The organism is Microbacterium sp. LWH12-1.2 (genome assembly GCF_040675825.1).
In the GTDB taxonomy this organism is placed as follows: Bacteria; Actinomycetota; Actinomycetes; order Actinomycetales; family Microbacteriaceae; genus Microbacterium.
Genome location: NZ_JBEGIJ010000001.1, coordinates 1171528 through 1188506 on the forward strand (window position 1 = coordinate 1171528; position 16979 = coordinate 1188506).

General features: G+C 67.3%; 15 protein-coding genes and 1 other RNA gene. 5 read left to right on the forward strand and 11 right to left on the reverse strand.

What is annotated here, in order from left to right; translation table 11 throughout:
• Nucleotides 1-10 precede the first annotated feature (10 nt).
• On the reverse strand, nucleotides 11-1402 hold the full coding sequence (locus MRBLWH12_RS05585; protein WP_363547006.1) for a hypothetical protein: 1392 nt from the start codon (nucleotides 1400-1402) through the stop codon (nucleotides 11-13).
• A 191-nt stretch (nucleotides 1403-1593) separates the two neighbouring features.
• Here MRBLWH12_RS05585 and MRBLWH12_RS05590 point away from each other — a divergent pair, with 191 nt between their 5' ends.
• Entirely contained in the window at nucleotides 1594-2304 is a 711-nt protein-coding gene (locus MRBLWH12_RS05590; protein ID WP_341974588.1) for a DUF4191 family protein, read from the forward strand.
• 70 nt (nucleotides 2305-2374) lie between these two features.
• On the opposite strand, the gene MRBLWH12_RS05595 is transcribed toward MRBLWH12_RS05590, so the two are convergent.
• Nucleotides 2375-3562 (reverse strand): RimK family alpha-L-glutamate ligase, encoded by a 1188-nt coding sequence (locus tag MRBLWH12_RS05595; RefSeq protein WP_341978409.1) that lies wholly within the window; start codon nucleotides 3560-3562, stop codon nucleotides 2375-2377.
• Between the two features lie 17 nt (nucleotides 3563-3579).
• Here MRBLWH12_RS05595 and MRBLWH12_RS05600 point away from each other — a divergent pair, with 17 nt between their 5' ends.
• Entirely contained in the window at nucleotides 3580-4068 is a 489-nt protein-coding gene (locus tag MRBLWH12_RS05600) for an ATP-dependent zinc protease (RefSeq protein ID WP_363547009.1), read from the forward strand.
• A gap of 3 nt (nucleotides 4069-4071) precedes the next feature.
• On the opposite strand, the gene MRBLWH12_RS05605 is transcribed toward MRBLWH12_RS05600, so the two are convergent.
• Nucleotides 4072-4500 carry an RDD family protein gene (locus MRBLWH12_RS05605; protein WP_363547012.1) on the reverse strand — a complete coding sequence of 143 codons (429 nt, stop codon included), beginning with the start codon at nucleotides 4498-4500 and terminating at the stop codon, nucleotides 4072-4074.
• A gap of 122 nt (nucleotides 4501-4622) precedes the next feature.
• On the opposite strand from MRBLWH12_RS05605, the gene glnA (MRBLWH12_RS05610) reads away from it, so the two are divergent.
• Together glnA (MRBLWH12_RS05610) and MRBLWH12_RS05615 are read left to right on the forward strand one after the other, a co-directional pair.
• A complete protein-coding gene (gene glnA, locus MRBLWH12_RS05610) occupies nucleotides 4623-6047 on the forward strand; it encodes a type I glutamate--ammonia ligase (protein ID WP_341974585.1) in 1425 nt (474 codons plus the stop codon).
• Between the two features lie 140 nt (nucleotides 6048-6187).
• Nucleotides 6188-7345: an AI-2E family transporter gene (locus MRBLWH12_RS05615; RefSeq protein ID WP_414685036.1), complete on the forward strand. Its 1158-nt coding sequence runs from the start codon at nucleotides 6188-6190 to the stop codon at nucleotides 7343-7345.
• Here MRBLWH12_RS05615 and MRBLWH12_RS05620 read toward each other — a convergent pair.
• The 4 genes from MRBLWH12_RS05620 to MRBLWH12_RS05635 are packed head-to-tail and all read right to left on the reverse strand — an operon-like array spanning nucleotide 7332 to nucleotide 12835.
• Nucleotides 7332-8252, reverse strand: a complete 921-nt coding sequence (locus MRBLWH12_RS05620) for a diacylglycerol/lipid kinase family protein (RefSeq protein ID WP_363547018.1) — start codon at nucleotides 8250-8252, stop codon at nucleotides 7332-7334. The genes MRBLWH12_RS05615 and MRBLWH12_RS05620 overlap by 14 nt on opposite strands.
• A gap of 45 nt (nucleotides 8253-8297) precedes the next feature.
• Complete coding sequence (locus tag MRBLWH12_RS05625; RefSeq protein WP_363547022.1) at nucleotides 8298-11273, reverse strand: bifunctional [glutamine synthetase] adenylyltransferase/[glutamine synthetase]-adenylyl-L-tyrosine phosphorylase; 2976 nt, start codon at nucleotides 11271-11273, stop codon at nucleotides 8298-8300.
• Nucleotides 11274-11279: 6 nt separating this feature from the next.
• Nucleotides 11280-12617, reverse strand: coding sequence for a type I glutamate--ammonia ligase (gene glnA, locus MRBLWH12_RS05630; RefSeq protein ID WP_341974580.1), 1338 nt, complete (start codon nucleotides 12615-12617; stop codon nucleotides 11280-11282).
• Between the two features lie 2 nt (nucleotides 12618-12619).
• Entirely contained in the window at nucleotides 12620-12835 is a 216-nt protein-coding gene (locus MRBLWH12_RS05635) for an SPOR domain-containing protein (RefSeq protein ID WP_363547025.1), read from the reverse strand.
• A gap of 68 nt (nucleotides 12836-12903) precedes the next feature.
• Here MRBLWH12_RS05635 and ppgK point away from each other — a divergent pair, with 68 nt between their 5' ends.
• A complete protein-coding gene (ppgK, locus tag MRBLWH12_RS05640; RefSeq protein WP_363547028.1) occupies nucleotides 12904-13650 on the forward strand; it encodes a polyphosphate--glucose phosphotransferase in 747 nt (248 codons plus the stop codon).
• Between the two features lie 63 nt (nucleotides 13651-13713).
• Here the strand turns inward: ppgK and rnpB are convergent.
• The 4 genes from rnpB to MRBLWH12_RS05660 form a co-directional block, all read right to left on the reverse strand.
• Nucleotides 13714-14085: RNase P RNA component class A (gene rnpB / locus MRBLWH12_RS05645), an RNA gene on the reverse strand.
• 14 nt (nucleotides 14086-14099) lie between these two features.
• Nucleotides 14100-15755, reverse strand: coding sequence for a bifunctional 3'-5' exonuclease/DNA polymerase (locus MRBLWH12_RS05650; RefSeq protein ID WP_363547031.1), 1656 nt, complete (start codon nucleotides 15753-15755; stop codon nucleotides 14100-14102).
• Between the two features lie 70 nt (nucleotides 15756-15825).
• Complete coding sequence (locus MRBLWH12_RS05655; protein ID WP_363547034.1) at nucleotides 15826-16557, reverse strand: zinc ribbon domain-containing protein; 732 nt, start codon at nucleotides 16555-16557, stop codon at nucleotides 15826-15828.
• On the reverse strand, nucleotides 16554-16976 hold the full coding sequence (locus MRBLWH12_RS05660; protein ID WP_363547037.1) for a YchJ family protein: 423 nt from the start codon (nucleotides 16974-16976) through the stop codon (nucleotides 16554-16556). Before MRBLWH12_RS05660 ends, MRBLWH12_RS05655 begins: the two co-directional genes overlap by 4 nt.
• Nucleotides 16977-16979: the final 3 nt, after the last annotated feature.

Genomic DNA, 16979 nt, shown 5'->3' on the forward strand with positions numbered 1-16979 from the left:
TCTGAACCGATCAGCCTGGCTGGTCCGCGACGTCGTACACGTCGCGGACCAGCCAGTTCTGGTTGAGGCGCACGAGCACGATCATCAGCTCTGACATCGGCTTCTCCTCTTCGTCCGCTCCGCCCGGCTCGGAAGTCGACGCCGTCGGGGTCAGTCGGATCACCGCGACATCGCCGTATTCGTCGACGAGCGCCAGTTCCCGATCCTGCGCAACCGCCCCCAGGCGCTCCACGACACCGGCGGCTCCGTCAGCGACCGCTGCGCCACACGTCCCGTCCTCCGCCTCCGCGCAGGCTCGGATGACCGCCAGCAGCGCTGTGGCGGCGTACAGCGGGTCGCTGGTCTCCGCGGTCGGTGCAGCATCCGTCTCGTCCGTCGGCTCGTGCGTCTCCGAACTCGGAGTCGAGCTCTCGGCGGGCGGCACCGCGTCGTCCTGCGCACGCGTCGCCGCTTCCGATGCCCCGTCGGTCTGCGCACCGGCCTCGTCCGACCCGCCGGTGGGCCAGAGCAGGCCGATTGCGAGCACCGCAGCGGCAGCCGCACCCGCCACGACCAGAGTTCTGCGTCGTCGCGGCGCACCCTCAGAAACCGTCGATCTCCGACCCCGGTCCTTCTGCGGACGCTCAGCCACCAGCATCCGCCATCGCTCGAGAATGCGGCTGCGCAGCCCCTCGACGAACACCGCCGGTCCATGGCCGTGAACCGGTTCGGAGAAGTCGTCGAGAGCGGCGTGTTGCGGAGCGATGTCACGCGCCCGCTCCGGCGGGAAGACTTCACGGCGCAACGGCTTGGGCGCCGCGTTCTCGAACAGCTCGCGCTCCCAATCGTCCTGCACGCGTCGCGGCACCCGCGGCTGTACAAGTCCCTGCTGCACGGTGGTGAGCGTGCGCCCCAGCGCCCGATCCGTGGTGCTCTCCTGCAGTCGTCCGACGATCCGCGCTGCGGACTCCCGAGCACTCTCACCATCGCCGAGAACGAAGACCGGCCGTCCTTCGTCGGTCAGCCACCAGCTGCCGCCGACAGTCGCCCCGCCGCCGAGCTCGTCGAGGCCGCGCAGAAGGCTGCCGACGAGCGTGGCCGTCTCCCCGGCCGACACGGCGACGCCGGCGGCTGCACGCCGCCCCAGGAAGGCCGCGAGCCGCTCGGAACACCATGGCAGGAGGACATCCTGGCCGTCGACACGGCGCACCATGTCCACAGGGCCGGCCACGTGCTCTGCGCCGGCATACGCCCACCCGTCCCATCCACTGAGCGAGGCGGCATCGGCCTGCACCGCGACGCCGTCCCCGTGCGTGACGAGAGCACCGGGATAGGGCCCCTCCTGCGCGTCCAACGTCCGGATCACGCGATGCGCGCCGGTCACGAGCGTCCGGTCGCCGCCGTCCGTTTCACGATCTGCCATGGATCCATGAGAGCGCAGCGACGCATCCGATGGGGGCCCGGGAGCCCGATGTGGACGAACTCCGTCGAACCCGCCATTGTGCAGGAGAAGTGGTGGCGGAGAGATCGTCCCGGGATCGTGCAGAGAAATTCGAATCCGCCCGACGCGAACGCCGACATCCGCAGCATCCCGGACTCGGTAGGCTGATACCTATGGCAAAGCGTGCTCCTGACCCCGAGAAGCGTCCTGGGTTCTTCTCCCAGATCAAGTCCCTCTTCCGGTTCACGCGTGAGGCTTATGCCTGGCTGCCCTGGGCCCAGATCGCGATCCTCCTCGGAGGCATCCTCGTCGGCCTGGTGGTCGGCTATGTGATTCCGCCCTTCCAGGTGTGGACGCTGGTCCTCTGGGGCATCACCGGCCTCATGCTCGGTGTGCTCGGTGCGCTCTTCCTGATGACGCGTCTGTCGACGAACGCGATGTACAAGAAGATCGACGGCATGCCCGGTGCCACCGGTCACGTGCTCAGCAGCAGCCTCGGTCGCAGCTGGCAGGCATCGGACTCCCCCGTCGGCATCAACCCCAAGACCCAGGAGGCGGTCTACCGCACCGTCGGGCGCGGCGGGGTCGTCGTCGTCGGCGAGGGTTCCCGTGGCCGCCTCACCCGCCTCATCAACGAAGAGCGCCAGAAGGTGCAGCGCGTCGCGCAGGGCGTCCCGGTGACGGTGCTCTACGTCGGTCACGGCGAAGACGATGTGCCGATCAGCCAACTCGCCAAGACCATCAAGAAGCTGCCCAAGGCGATCGACAAGACGACGATGGCCGCGGTCATCCGGCGGATCGAATCCGTCTCGCAGTCGCTGTCTTCGTTGCCCATCCCCAAGGGGATCGACCCGACCAAGGCCCGGGCGCAGCGTCCGCGCTGACGCTCACCCGCAGACAGAGAAGCGCGGCCGCCCCTTTCGAGGGCGGCCGCGCTTCTGCATTCTCAGGGCATCACTCCGAGAGCGGCTCGCGCGGGAGCCGGCGCACCTTCGCCCGGCGTCGACGACGCTCAGGAATCATCGAACGCATCTCATCCAGCTTGCCGAAGCAGAACAACCGGTCTTCTGCCTCCAGCACGACGTGCTTTCGGGGGTTCGGGATCACCGATACGCCACGGTGCAGAGTCAGCACGGTGATGTCCCTCTCCCAGAGCCCCGCCTCTCCCAGCGTCTTGCCCACGAGGTCGGCCGCACCGTGCACGAGCAGCTCGGCGACGCCGTATCCGGTCGACACCGTCAGCCGCTGACGCACGTCGATCTCGGGGAACGCCACCTGGCCGGCGATGTAGTCGATGATCGCTCCGGCGACGTCGAGGTTCGTCGCGGTCTCGATGCCCTGCAGGCCCGGCGAGGAGTTGACCTCCATCACCAACGGACCGTCTTCGCCCTCGAGCATGTCGACGCCGGCGACGCGCAGTCCCATGATCTGGGCTGAGCGCACTGCGGTGCGCTCGTACACCGGGTCGAGCTCGACCCGCTCCACGGATCCGCCGCGATGGACGTTCGAACGGAACTCGTCACCGGCGGCGGATCGGCGCATCGCGGCGACGACGCGGTCGCCCACGACCAGGGCGCGGATGTCGCGGCCGCGGCTCTCGGAGATGAACTTCTGGATCAACACGTTCTGCTTCGTCGAATGCAGCGTCTCGATGATCGCCTCGGCGACCTTCACCTGCGGGGCGAGGATGACGCCGATCCCCTGGGTGCCTTCGAGCAGCTTGATGACGACGGGCGCTCCCCCGACGCGTTCGATCGCCGGCCGCACATCGGCGCGGTTGCGCACGAAGGCGGTCGGCGGCATGGCGATGTTGTGGCGGGACAGGATCTGGTTGGCACGGAGCTTGTCGCGCGCGCTGGAGATGCCGTTCGCCGTATTGGGCGTGTACACGTCCATCTGCTCGAACTGCCGGACCACAGCGGTGCCGAAGTAGGTGATCGAGTTGCCGATCCTGGGCAGGATCGCGTCGTAGTCGCTGAGCTGCCGGCCACGGTAGTGCAGGTCGGGTTCGTCAGCGGTGAGGTCGATGGCGAAGCGCAGGGTGTTGAGGACTTTAACGGTGTGGCCGCGCTGCAAGGCGGCGGCTCGCAGTCGTTGAGTCGAGTATGCCTGCGGGGCACGGGAGAGCACGGCGATCTTCACGAAGTTTTCCTGCCAGGATGTATCAGGTGAGTAGGTCAACCCATTCAAACACCCTTACGGGCTGGCGCGAGTGGGTGAGCCTGCCCGATCTCCGTGTCGATTGGCTCAAAGCGAAGATCGACACCGGCGCACGCACCTCGTCGCTGCACGCTTTCGACATCCACGAATTCGAACGCGACGATGTCGCCTGGGTGCGCTTCAAGGTCAAGCCCTGGCAGGACAGCCAAGAGGATGCCGTGGTCGTCGAGTGCCCGGTGCATGACCGCCGCGCCATCCGCAGCTCCTCCGGCCACGCGCAGCAGCGGCTCGTCGTGAAGTTGCTGGTCCGTCTGGTCGACCGCGAGGTTCTCGCGGAAGTGACGCTCAGCAACCGCGACGAGATGGGATTCCGGATGCTCATCGGCCGGGAGGCACTCCGCGGCGGCTACATCGTCGACCCCGCTCGGTCGTTCCTCGGCGGCCGCGCGCCGCGCGAGGCACGCCGCCGCAACCGCGGACGCGACTGAGTCTCAGGTCCGGACGAGTACGGTCCGCACGGCCTTGTCGTGCAGGCCGCGCTGATCCTCATCCCAGATCACGGCGGGGATCACCACGATCAGCAGGAATGTCCGCACGATCGGGCGCCACAGGCCCACCCAGCCGCCGTCGAGACTGACCAGACGCATCCCGAGGATGCGGTGACCCGGGCTGCCACCCGCAGTCGGGATGAAGAGGATCTGCAGCAGTGCGAACACCACGAGCGGGGTGAACTGCGTGAGTCCGGCCTCTGACGGCAGCGCGAACTGATTGAAGCCGAGGAAAGCGGTCGCGATGATGGTCGCGGCTGTGTAGTCGATCAGCAGGGCGCCGATCCGGCGACCGACGCGGGCGACGCTGCCACTGCCCGTTCGCGGGAGTCCGAGTCGTTCACCGGGGTACGCGTTCACAGCATCCGTCACCTCCCCAGCCTACCCAGCGTCTGTAACACGCCCGAAACAAAGTGGATACTGGGAGGTAACCCCCTCGCCGTACTGTGCAGAGTGGCCGTGAACCCCGATCCGCTATTCAGGAGTCGTTACACATGTTCAAAGATTCATCTGAGGTGCTGAGCTACATCAAGGAGAACGACGTCAAGTTCCTTGACATCCGTTTCACCGATCTGCCTGGCGTTCAGCAGCACTTCAACATTCCCGCGAGCACGGTCGACGAGGACTTCTTCGTCAACGGCCAGCTGTTCGACGGCTCCTCGATCCGCGGCTTCGCGAGCATCCACGAGTCCGACATGCAGCTCATCCCGGACGTCTCCACGGCCTATGTCGACCCGTTCCGCGAGGCGAGCACCATCGTGATGCTCTTCGACATCTACAACCCGCGCACCGGCGAGATCTACTCGAAGGACCCGCGTCAGGTGGCCAAGAAGGCCGAGAAGTACCTCGCCTCCACCGGCATCGCCGACACCGCGTACTTCGCCCCCGAGGCCGAGTTCTACCTCTTCGACGACGTCCGCTACGAGGTCTCGGCAGGCAAGAGCTTCTACCAGGTCGACTCCGAGGAGGCCGCGTGGAACACCGGTCGTGAGGAAGAGGGCGGAAACCTCGCCAACAAGACCCCGTACAAGGGCGGCTACTTCCCCGTCTCGCCGGTCGACAAGACCGCCGACCTGCGCGACGACATCACCCTGAAGCTCATCGACGCCGGCTTCATCCTCGAGCGCTCGCACCACGAGGTGGGCACCGCCGGGCAGCAGGAGATCAACTACCGCTTCGACACCATGGTGCACGCGGCAGACGACATCCTGAAGTTCAAGTACATCGTCAAGAACACCGCTGAGCTGTGGGGCAAGGCTGCCACCTTCATGCCGAAGCCGCTGTACGGCGACAACGGCTCGGGCATGCACACGCACCAGTCGCTGTGGAGCGAAGGCAAGCCGCTGTTCTACGACGAGACCGGCTACGGCCAGCTCAGCGACGTCGCGCGCTGGTACATCGGCGGTCTGCTGAAGCACGCTCACGCCGTGCTCGCGTTCACCAACCCCTCGCTGAACAGCTACCACCGCCTGGTGAAGCACTTCGAGGCTCCGGTCAACCTGGCGTACTCCGCCGGAAACCGCTCGGCAGCGATCCGCATCCCGCTGACGGGCTCCAACCCGAAGGCGAAGCGCATCGAGTTCCGCGTGCCGGATGCCTCTGGCAACCCGTACCTGGCATTCGCCGCACAGCTGATGGCCGGCCTCGACGGCATCAAGAACCGCATCGAGCCGCTCGAGCCGATCGACAAGGACCTGTACGAGCTTCCCCCCGAGGAGGCGAAGAACATCCCCCAGGTGCCGAACTCGCTGCTGGACTCGCTGACGGCGCTCGAGGAGGACCACGACTTCCTGCTCGAGGGCGGCGTCTTCACCAAGGAGCTCATCGAGACCTGGATCTCCTACAAGTACGAGAACGAGATCCTGCCGATGGCCCAGCGCCCGCACCCGTTCGAGTACGAGCTGTACTTCGGGGTCTGATCCACTGCAGCACCGAGAGAGCCCGCCCCAGCGCCTGCTGGGGCGGGCTCTCGCCGTTGCACCCGGCGCTTCGTCAAGGGGTTTGACCGCGGATCGACATAGAGTTCAACTGTTGCATCGGGATCGGAAACACCAGGGGGATAATCATGCGTCGACGCAAGGCTGCCGTCACGACGGTCGAACATCACCTTCACGCGCCCGGAAAGACCAGTCCTTCGGGAGCGTGGAAGATCAACCCGTTCCTGTTCGGTCTGCTCGGTGCCCTCGGGGTCCTCGTCGCGCTGCTCATCGGGAGCATGGTCGGTCAGCTCGCGACCGTGCTCGTCTACATCGGCGTTGCGCTCTTCCTCGCCTTGGGTCTCGACCCGATCGTCACTCTCATCGAAGCCAAGCTGCCCCGCCCGGCCGCCGTCACGATCGTCGTCGCGTCCGTGCTGCTCGTGTTCGCGGGAATCATCGTCGCCATCGTTCCCATCGTCGTCGAGCAGATCACGAACCTGATCGATGACGGGCCCCAGATGGTCGCCGACATCACGGCCAGCGCCTGGTTCAAGGACATGAGCGCCCAGTTCGGCTCGGTGTTCCAGGACGCCGCGGACGGCATCCTCGAATTCTTCAAGGATCCGGGCAACTTCGCGAACATCAGCGGGGGCGTCTTCGCTGTCGGCGCCGGCATTGCCGGTGGTTTCACCGCCGTCACGATCGTCCTGATCCTCACCCTGTACTTCATGGCGTCTCTTCGCAGCATCAAGCGCACAGCGGTCCGCTTCGTCCCCGCGTACCAGCGGGAACGGTTCAGCGGACTCCTCGAGGACGTGTCCGGCGCTGTCGGTCGGTACGTCATCGGCCAGGCGAGTCTCGCTCTGATCAACGGCGTCCTCAGCCTGTTCTTCCTCAGCATCATCGGAGCCCCGGTTCCGGCGTTGCTCGCCCTCCTGGCCTTCATCGGCTCGCTGATCCCGCTCGTGGGCACGCTCACCGCATCCGTGATCATCTCGCTCGTCTGCCTGATCACCGACCCGCAGATGGCGCTGATCGCTGCGATCTACTACCTCGTCTACATGCAGATCGAGGCATACTTCCTCAGCCCGAGAATCATGAGCAAGGCTGTCGCGGTGCCCGGTGCTGTCGTGGTGATCGCCGCCGTGGGCGGCGGCGCGCTGGGAGGAATCCTCGGCGCACTCGTGGCGATTCCCATCGCCGCGAGCGTCATCATCATCATCCAGAAGGTGACGTTCCCCGCTCAGGACAGCAAGACCGTGCCGCCGGACGGCGATCTGATCGTCAGTACACCCTGACGGCAGCGGGCTGCACGCGCACGGTGAACGCCGACACTTCGCCGAGCTCTTCCCCGTCGACTTCGAACGCCTGAGGCTTCTCCAGTTCGACCACGATCCGCTTCGCGGAGAGATGGCGGGTCGAGTCCGTGCTCACCGCCTCCTGGCCAGGGGTGAACAACCGACGGATGCCGTTGTCCCAGACGACCGAGCGCACCGTGTCGAGCCACTGCAGGGCTCCGTCCGAGCTGATCAGGAGGAGATCGAGCAGCCCGTCATCGAGGGTCGCATCCGGCAGCAGGCGGATTCCGCCCTGAACCATCCCGCAGTTCCCGATCAGCAGCGTATGCCCCTTGACCGTCTGCGGTTCCTGGTCATCGAGGGTCAACGTGATCGGCGTCATCTCCGTACCGGCGAGAGCCCGGCCCATCGCCTCGACGTAAGCGAGCCAGCCTGCACGATCCTTCAGGTCATCATTGGTCTCGACCAGCATCTGCGCGTCGATGCCGAAGCCCACCATGACGGCGAAGGCGTGTTCCTCGCCGTTGACCTCCACCCAGCCGAGATCGATGGTCCGGGTCTTGCCCGCTACGACGCGGGCGAGTGCTGCAGGGATGTCGTCGAGCGGAAGCTCGAGGTTGCGGGCGAGGAGATTGCCGGTGCCCTGAGGAACGATGCCGAGAGCGACGTCCGTGCCGGCGAGCGTCTCGGCGACCGCTCTGACGGTGCCGTCGCCGCCGACGGCGAGCACGGCGTCGCATCCGGCATCCACGGCCTCCCGCGCCATTCCCCGCCCGGGATCATCGACGCTCGTCTCCCACCACTGCACGTCGGCGTCTGCGGCGAAGGCATCCGCTACAGCCGCGCGCAGCTTCTCCTCGTCGATCTTCGAGGGATTCCAGATCACGCCGATGGTGGAGTTCGTCATGAGGCCACTCTGCGCGACGATGACGATCCGTGCAACTCGGCCGTATCAGCCGTAGAACAGCTGCTCGAAGGCACGCCGTGCGCGACGAGTGACGGCGAGGTAGTCCTCCTCCACCTCGGTGGCCGAGCGATCGGGATATCCGAGCAGACGGCCGATGGCGTCGAGCTGCCTGCGGTCCGTGGGGAGCACGTCGCTGGTCTGCCCGGTGAGCAGCGTGATCGCGGAACGCAGCCGACTGGAGAGGCGCCAAGCTTCCCGAAGAAGCTCCGCGGCCTGCTCCGGGATCAGATCTGATGCGACAGCGGCATCGAGCGCACCGAGCGTCGAGGTCGTCCGCAGCCCTGGCACGTCGTGGGCGTGCTGCAGCTGCACGAGTTGCACCAGCCACTCGACGTCGCTGAGCGACCCTGGTCCGAGCTTCAGATGCCGTCGAGGATCGGCGCCCTGCGGCAGCCGCTCCCCCTCGACGCGGGCTTTGATGCGCTTGATCTCGCGGAGGCCCTGGAGATCGACCGTCGCCGGGTATCGGATGGCGTCGGCCATCGCGGTGAACTTCGCGATCAGCTTGAGGCTTCCGGCGACGCCGCGCGCCCGGAGGAGCGCCTGCGCCTCCCAGGAGAGCGACCAGCGGCGGTAGTACTCCGCGTACGCCTCGATCGAACGCACGACAGGCCCGTTGCGACCCTCGGGTCGGAGGTCGGCATCGAGATCGAGAGGCACACGATGATCGGTGAGGTGCTCGCGGAGTGCTGCGACGAGACGAGCGGCGAGGGTCTGCGCACGCTGGGGATCGACCCCGTTCGCGTCATAGACGTACAGGATGTCCGCATCCGAGCCGAACCCGAGCTCGGCACCGCCGAATCGACCCATCCCGATCACGGCGAAGTCCAGCGCATCGTCTTCGGGCGGGACGATCTCACGACGAACGGCGCGCAAGGCGGACTGGATCGTCGCGTCCGTGATCTCGGTGAGCGCGGTGGCGATCTGCTCGATCGAGAGGACGTCGAGCACGCCGCCCATCGCAGTGCGCAGCAGCTCGCGGCGGCGCAGCGCACGCACCGCGCGCAGCGCATCCCCGGTCGTGCCATGCCGGGTCTGGATGGCCCTGGCTTCCTCGTCGAGGGCCGACTGTCCGCGCGGCGTGAGAAGCTCTGCACTGTCGAGCCAGGCGACGGACTCCGGGAACCCGTCCATGAGCTCGCCGACGTAGCGTGACGACGACAGCAGTCGTGTCAGGCTCTCGGCCGCTCCGGATGAGTCCCTCAGCATCCGGAGGAACCACGGGGTGTCGCCCAGACGCTCGCTGATCCGGCGGAAGGCCAACAAGCCGTAGTCGGGGTCGCTGCCGTCCGCGAACCAGCGCACCATGATCGGCATCAGATGACGCTGGATCGTCGCCTTGCGGCTGAGACCGGTCGTGAGGGCGCCGATGTGACGGAGAGCGCCTGCCGGGTCGCGGAATCCGATGGCGGCGAGTCGATCGCGCGCCTGCTCCGTGGAGAGAGTGCGCTCCTCCTCCGGCAGTGAGGCGACAGCGCTCAGCAGCGGCCGGTAGAAGAGGCGCGTATGGATGTCTCGGACCTCACGGCGGACATGTTCCCAACGCTCCCAGATGCCGTCGCCCGTTTCGGCGAGGCCGCTGCCCCGGGCAAGGATGCGCAGCCCGGCCGGCGTGCGCGGCATGAGGTGCGTTCTGCTGAGTTCTCGCAATTGCAGCCGGTGCTCCATGAGCCGAAGGACGCAGTAGTCGTCGGCGAACGTCGCCGCCTCGGCTCGACCGATGTACCCGCCCTCGACGAGCGCGTCGAGACTCTCCAGGGTCCCGCGTGTTCGCAGAGTGGCGTCGGTGAGCCCGTGCACGAGCTGCAGCAGCTGCACCGTGAACTCGATGTCGCGCAGGCCGCCGGAGCCGAGCTTGAGCTGGTACGGCGCGTCCTCCGGGTCGATGTGCTCCATAACGCGCTCGCGCATCCGCTGCACGCTGTCGACGAAGTCCTCACGGGCCGCGCTGGACCAGATCTTTGGCTGCACGGCGGCGATGTACTCGATGCCGAGCGCCTGGTCCCCCGCAAGAGGCCGAGCCTTCAGCAGCGCCTGGAACTCCCAGCTCTTCGCCCAGCGGTCGTAGTATGCCAGATGCGAGGCCAGCGACCGCACGAGCGCGCCCTGCTTGCCCTCGGGGCGCAGCGCCGCGTCGACCTCCCAGAGCGGGGGCTCGACCTCGATGCCGCTGAGTCCACGCATCGTCTCCCGGGCGAGGCGGGTCGCGATGTCGATGGCCTTGGGCTCCGCGACGACATCTTCGTCCGCGGTTCCTCCGACGAAGATCACGTCGACGTCGCTGACGTAGTTCAGCTCCCGCGCACCGGCCTTGCCCATCCCGATGATCGCGAGCTGCGTCGCCGCGATCTCTTCGCGGCCGGTCGTGTCCAGCAGGCGCGTACGGGCGACGGCGAGTGACGCCTCCAGTGCTGCACCTGCCGCATCGGCCAGGGCGGCCGACACCGCAGCCACCAAGGCGGTCGGATCCGGATGCGCGAGGTCGACGGCCGCGATCGCCGCGATGCTGCGGCGGTAGGCGACGCGCAACGCGACCAGAGCCGCATCGTCGCCGGTTTCAGCGAACCCGTCGCGGGCCCCGACCGAGGCGAGCAGGTCGTCGCGCAGCTGCTCCGCCGTCGGCAGCTCGTCCGTCGCCTCACCGAGGACAGAGATCTCCCCCGGGTGACGCAGGAAGAAGTCCGCAAGCCCCTGCGACGCCCCGAATACGCGCCAGATTCTGCGCCGGGCAGCCGGGTCGTCGCTCAGCGCCCGCAGCGGCGCAGGGTCGCGGCGAGCGACACGCAGCATCCCGAGAACCGCGGCATCGGGATCGGCGGCTCCGACATCTTCGAGCAGCAGCGCGCGCTCACGGCCGAGCAGCGTCGCCAGTTCAGCGAGGGATTCTGCAGCCGCGCTGAGTTCAGCGAATCCGAGGCGTGCGAGCGCGGAGAGCGAGACGGAATCGTCCAGGCGTGCCATACGGGCTCAGAGCAGCTCGAGGTTGCTCTTCAGCTCGAACGGCGTCACCTGGCTGCGGTAGGCCTCGACCTCTTTGCGCTTGTTGAGCAGCACGTAGTTGAACACCTGCTCCCCCAGCGTCTCGGCGACGAGTTCCGACCCCTCCATGAATTCCAGGGCGTGGTCCAGGCTGGTCGGCAGCGCCGAGTAACCCAGGGCCCGTCGCTCCGATTCGCTGAGCGACCAGACGTTGTTCTCGGCCTCCGGTGGCAGCTCGTAGCCCTCCTCGATGCCCTTGAGGCCCGCAGCGAGCATGAGTGCGTATGCGAGATACGGGTTGGCGGCGGAGTCCAGTCCGCGGTACTCGACGCGGGATGACTGGCCCTTGTTCGGCTTGTACATCGGCACGCGCACCAGAGCCGAGCGGTTGTTGTGCCCCCAGGTGACGAAGCTCGGCGCTTCATCTCCGCCCCAGAGACGCTTGTACGAGTTCACGAACTGGTTCGTGACAGCAGCCATCTCATTGGCGTGCTTGAGAAGTCCCGCGATGAAGTGTCGACCGGTCTTGGAGAGCTGGTACTTCGCGCCCTCTTCGTAGAAGGCGTTCTGGTCGCCCTCGAACAGCGACATGTGCGTGTGCATACCGCTGCCCGGCTGGCCGCCGAGCGGCTTCGGCATGAACGTCGCATACACGCCCTGCTCGATCGCGACCTCCTTGATGACGGTACGGAAGGTCATCACGTTGTCTGCAGTCGTGAGCGCGTCGGCGTAGCGCAGATCGATCTCGTTCTGACCTGGCCCGCCCTCATGGTGGCTGAATTCCACAGAGATGCCGAGGTCTTCGAGCATCCGCACGGAGCGGCGGCGGAAGTCGTGTGCCGTACCGCCGGGAACGTTGTCGAAGTAGCCGGCGGAATCGACGGGGACCGGCCCCTCAGGACCGAACGAGGAAGACTTGAGCAGGTAGAACTCGATCTCCGGATGCGTGTAGAACGTGAAACCGGCGTCCGCAGCCTTCGCCAGCGCACGCTTGAGCACGTGACGCGGGTCGGCCACTGCCGGCTGGCCGTCGGGAGTCGTGAGGTCGCAGAACATCCGCGCGGTCGGGTCGATCTCACCGCGCCACGGCAGGGTCTGGAAAGTGGTCGGATCCGGCTGCGCAAGCAGATCGGACTCGAAGCTGCGGGTCAGGCCTTCGATGGCGGAGCCGTCGAAACCGATGCCCTCCGCGAACGCGCCTTCGACCTCGGCCGGCGCGATGGCGACCGACTTGAGAGTGCCGATGACGTCCGTGAACCACAGCCGGACGAACTTCACGCCGCGCTCTTCGATCGTGCGGAGCACGAAATCCCTCTGCTTGTCCATGGTTACTTTCCGCCAGCGCCCTTGCCGGGAGCCCAGCCGTCGTCTGCTGCGTCGTCTTCGGCCCAGGCGCGCGAACGCGCCTCCAGCGTCTCCGGTGCGCGAGCCGCCTCAGCCTCGGTGTCGAACGGGCCGACGCGGTCAACCGCCGGCGAGATCATCCCGAACTCGACCTGCGCGGTCTTGAGGTTGTACCAGTACTTCTGATCGCCGTCTGACATGGTCCAAGTCCCTTCATCAACTGTCATCGATCCTACTGGGAGTACCACCGCTCGCTAAGCTATCGGCCATGGCTCAAGCAATCGGCGTCGACATCGGCGGCACTGGCATCAAGGCAGGAATCGTCAATCTCGACCACGGGACCATGGCATCCGACAGGGTGCGCGTCCCCACCCCCGAAGGCGCATCACCGCAGGATGTCCTCGTGGCGGTGCAGACGGTCCTCAAGACCCTTGACGTGCACGACTCGACTCTTCCTCTCGGCGTCGCCTTCCCGGCGATCGTCAAGCGCGGGAAGACGCTGTCGGCAGCGAACGTCTCCAAGGAATGGGTGGACTTCGACGCCGAGCGGTTCTTCCGCGACGGTCTCGGACGCAACATCGTCTTCGTGAACGACGCCGACGCCGCCGGCGTCGCTGAAGCTCGTCATGGCGCCGCCAGGGACGTTCGCGGCCTGACCCTGATGACCACCCTCGGCACCGGCATCGGCTCGGCGTTCCTCTATGACGGCGTCCTGATCCCCAACACCGAACTCGGGCACCTGAATTTCGGCACCTTCGACTCCGTGGAGAAGTGGGCAGCGACCTCGGCACGCGAACGCGAGGGCCTCAGCTGGGCCGCATGGGCCGAGCGCCTGCAGGCGTTCTACTCGCACATCGAGTTCCTCTTCAGCCCCGACCTGTTCGTCGTCGGCGGCGGCGTATCGAAGAACGCCGGCGACTTCCTCCCGCTGCTCGAGCTCAAGACCCCGATCGTTCCCGCGATCCACCGCAACAACTCGGGCATCATCGGCGCGGCATCCCTGGCCGGCGACTGACCTCAGACGAATCCGAACGCACGAAGGCCCCGCTGATCCAGCGGGGCCTTCTGCGTGTGTAGGCGAATGGGCCGACCTGTACGCCGGGTTCTGTTCCGGGGTTCTTCGCCCCTTCGACGGCCATCTCTCTCGGCGACACGTTGCCGTGCCGCTCCAGCGGTCTACCCGAGGACTCGGCGAGCCGCGTCAACATCCTCTGTCTGACCTTGCTCCGGGCGAGGTTTACCTGGCGGGCCGTGTCACCACGGCCCCCGGTGGTCTCTTACACCACCCTTTCACCCTTACCGGATCCTCGACGAGCGAGGTTCCGGCGGTCTACTCTCTGTGGCACTTTCTCGCGGATTGCTCCGGGTGGGTGTTACCCACCGCCCTGCCCTGTGGAGCCCGGACGTTCCTCGGTGCGGTTTCCCGCCACGCGACCGTCCAGTCGACCCATTCGCAGGCCCAGTCTACTTCTCGGCCGAGCGCGCGATCCGCAGATCAAGCGGCACATCGATCGGGAACGCTCCGAACAGACGGCGGGTCGCGGCGGCCGCGGCCTCACGGACGGCCTCGGCGGCGGCATCCGCGCACTCCTCGGGAACATGCAGGATCACCTCGTCGTGCAGGAAGAACGCCAGATGAGCCTCGTGGGCGAAGGGCCCGGATGCCGGGGCCGGCGTCCGCGCAGCGGGAAGGCGCTGCAGCCGGTGGCGCAGCTCGGCGAGCCAGATCAGCGACCACTCCGCTGCGGTGCCCTGCACGACGAAGTTCCTGGTGAACCGCCCCCAGTCCCTCGCACGCCGTCGGGCCACGTTCACCTCCGCTGCATCGGCATCCGCGGCGGTGGCACGCGACTGCAGCGTCGCCCACTCGGCGGACGGACGCGGCGACGAGCGGCCCAGCCAGGTCGACACGACGCCGCCGTCCTCCCCGACACGCGCTGCCTCGTCGACGAGCCCCATCGCCCGCGGGTAGACCTTGCGCAACCGCGGAACGAGGCGACCGCTGTCTCCGGTCGTCGCACCGTACATCGCCCCGAGCACCGCGTACTTCGCCTCTTCGCGCGTGCTGACGGCACCGGACTCGACGACACCGGCATACAGGTCGGTCCCCCGCGCCGCTCTGGCCATCGCCTCATCGTGCGCCATCGCCGCCAGCATCCGCGGCTCCAGCTGGGCGACGTCCGCGACGACCAGGATCCATCCGGGGTCAGCCCTGACCGCCGGCCGGAGACTCCGCGGCACCTGGAGCGCCCCGCCACCCGATGAAGCCCAACGGCCGGTGACGACGCCGCCGGTGATGTAGACGGGGCGAAAGCGTCCGTCGTGCACCCACTCGGCCAGCCACGACCACCCGTTGGCGCTGAGCAGGCGCGAGAGCTTCTTGTACGCCAGCAGCGGCTCGATGACGGGGTGGTCGTGCTCGGCCAGTTCCCATCGGCCCGTTGACTCCACGTGCACGCCCACCCGGTGCAGCGCCCTGAGCAGCTTGGGCTGACTGTCCAGATGCAGCGTCTGGTCGTCGAGGATCGTCCGCACCTTCTCGCCGAGTGCGACCATCCCGCTGGGCAGACCGCCGGCGATCGGGCGGGCTCCGAGCGTCTCGGTGAGGATCGCCTCGTGGGCGGCCACGTCCCAGGGCAGCCCCGCAGCGCGCATCTCTTCGGCGACGAGTCCGCCTGCCGACTCCGCGGCGCACAGGAGGGTCAACCGGCCGTCGGCTGCCTCACCGATGACTCGACGCTGCGCACGGTACTGGTCGAGGAGTTCGGTGACCGGGTCGCCAGCCGAGCGCTCGTCCACGTCGAACAGCGCCGGCGCCTCGACGACGAGTTCGCGGGGCACCCAGTCCGGGGACGGCGGCAGCGGATGCTCCACCGACGCCGTGTCCCGGAGGATGGCGTGGCACAGCATCAGGTCGTGCGTGCGGGCGAGGCGTACGCCGGCCTCGAGGAGTCGCGGATAGATCTGTCTGGCGCTGCGCAGAATCCAGCGCGGCGTCTGCGCAGCCTCGACCTCTCGGACCCAGTCGATGAGACCGGTCGCGTCCAGCGGCACACAGCTCGTCTCGACGCCGAGCTCGTCGACCTCGATCGCCAGGAACGCGTTCGGTGCGGTCTCCACGAGAGCGATCCGGCGTTCTGGAGCCGGTCGAGGCGTGGCGGTCACCGCCGTCGAGCGCCCCGGCGGAAGATCACAGGCCGGATTCTTCGGTACGCACCAGGATGCAGCCGCACTCGGGGCAGGAGATCACGGCGTCGGACGCGGCGCGGCGGATGTCGTTCAGATCGGTGCTGGAGAGCACCATGCGGCATCCTTCGCAGGTGCCTCGGGTGAGCAGTCCCGCTCCGGCGGTCTTCGCGGAGCGCCGCGTGTACTCGGCGAGGAGGTCGGCCGGGAGCGGCGCCGTGACGGCAGCGCGATCGCGTCCGAGCTGGGCGATCAGCTCGGTCGCCGCCGCGATGTCGGCCTTTGCCTGCACCGTGAGCTCAGTGCCCTCGGCGGTGGTCGCATCGATGAGTGCCTGCTGCGCCGCGACGGCGGCATCTGCATCCTCGACGCGGCCCATCACGTCGAGCTCGGCGTCTTCGAGGTCGCTGAGCCGCTTGGCCAGGCTGGCGAGCTCATGCTCGAGAGCCTGCGCCTCCTTGGAGTTCGCCGAGGCGGCGAGCCGATCCGCATCACGTGCGCGACGCTGCTCGGCCACCTTGACGTCGGCCTCCAGCCGGACGAGTTCGGTACGTGCATCTTCACGTGTTCCGGTGAGGGCCGTGAGGTCTCGCAACTGCTCCTGACGGAGTGCGGCGAGTTCACTGATCCGCCCGGACTGCGTCGGCTGGGTACGCGCACGCTCGGCCTGCGCGATGCGCCGATCGAGGTCGGCGACGTCGAGCAGGATGCGCTGGTGTTCCGGGGCTGCGTTCACCCTTCCAACTTAGTCGCTGGCGCGACATCGCCGTCGACGTACAGCCAGCGACGGTCTTCCCGCACGAACCGGCTGCGCTCGTGCATCACCCCGCGTTCGTCGCCCTGTCGCCAGAGCGCCTCGAACTCGACGACGCCTTCCCGGTCGAACGGTCCGCCCTCGACCGTTTCCAGGACGACGAGCCGGCGCCAGACCAATTCGTCGTCGATCTCGACGCGTAGCGGTCTCGTGGACGGATGCCAGGTCGCCAGGAGGTACTCGGCATCGCCGACCGCGAAGGCCGTATAGCGCGAGCGCATCAGGCGGACAGCCGTCGGGGCGGATGAGCCTTCCAGCAGTGGACCGCAGCATCCGCGATAGAGATCTCCCGAGAAGCAGGGGCAGCGGTCATCTGGGGCAACGTCACCTGCTGAGACCATCGC

What these genes read in the sequence shown, in the direction of transcription:
- MRBLWH12_RS05585 (WP_363547006.1), bottom strand. Translation starts at nt 1,402, where the DNA reads ATGGCAGATCGTGAAACGGACGGCGGCGACCGGACGCTCGTGACCGGC.
- MRBLWH12_RS05590 (WP_341974588.1), top strand. Translation starts at nt 1,594, where the DNA reads ATGGCAAAGCGTGCTCCTGACCCCGAGAAGCGTCCTGGGTTCTTCTCC.
- MRBLWH12_RS05600 (WP_363547009.1), top strand. Translation starts at nt 3,580, where the DNA reads ATGTATCAGGTGAGTAGGTCAACCCATTCAAACACCCTTACGGGCTGG.
- glnA (WP_341974585.1), top strand. Translation starts at nt 4,623, where the DNA reads ATGTTCAAAGATTCATCTGAGGTGCTGAGCTACATCAAGGAGAACGAC.
- MRBLWH12_RS05620 (WP_363547018.1), bottom strand. Translation starts at nt 8,252, where the DNA reads ATGACGAACTCCACCATCGGCGTGATCTGGAATCCCTCGAAGATCGAC.
- MRBLWH12_RS05625 (WP_363547022.1), bottom strand. Translation starts at nt 11,273, where the DNA reads ATGGCACGCCTGGACGATTCCGTCTCGCTCTCCGCGCTCGCACGCCTC.
- glnA (WP_341974580.1), bottom strand. Translation starts at nt 12,617, where the DNA reads ATGGACAAGCAGAGGGATTTCGTGCTCCGCACGATCGAAGAGCGCGGC.
- MRBLWH12_RS05635 (WP_363547025.1), bottom strand. Translation starts at nt 12,835, where the DNA reads ATGTCAGACGGCGATCAGAAGTACTGGTACAACCTCAAGACCGCGCAG.
- ppgK (WP_363547028.1), top strand. Translation starts at nt 12,904, where the DNA reads ATGGCTCAAGCAATCGGCGTCGACATCGGCGGCACTGGCATCAAGGCA.
- MRBLWH12_RS05660 (WP_363547037.1), bottom strand. Translation starts at nt 16,976, where the DNA reads ATGGTCTCAGCAGGTGACGTTGCCCCAGATGACCGCTGCCCCTGCTTC.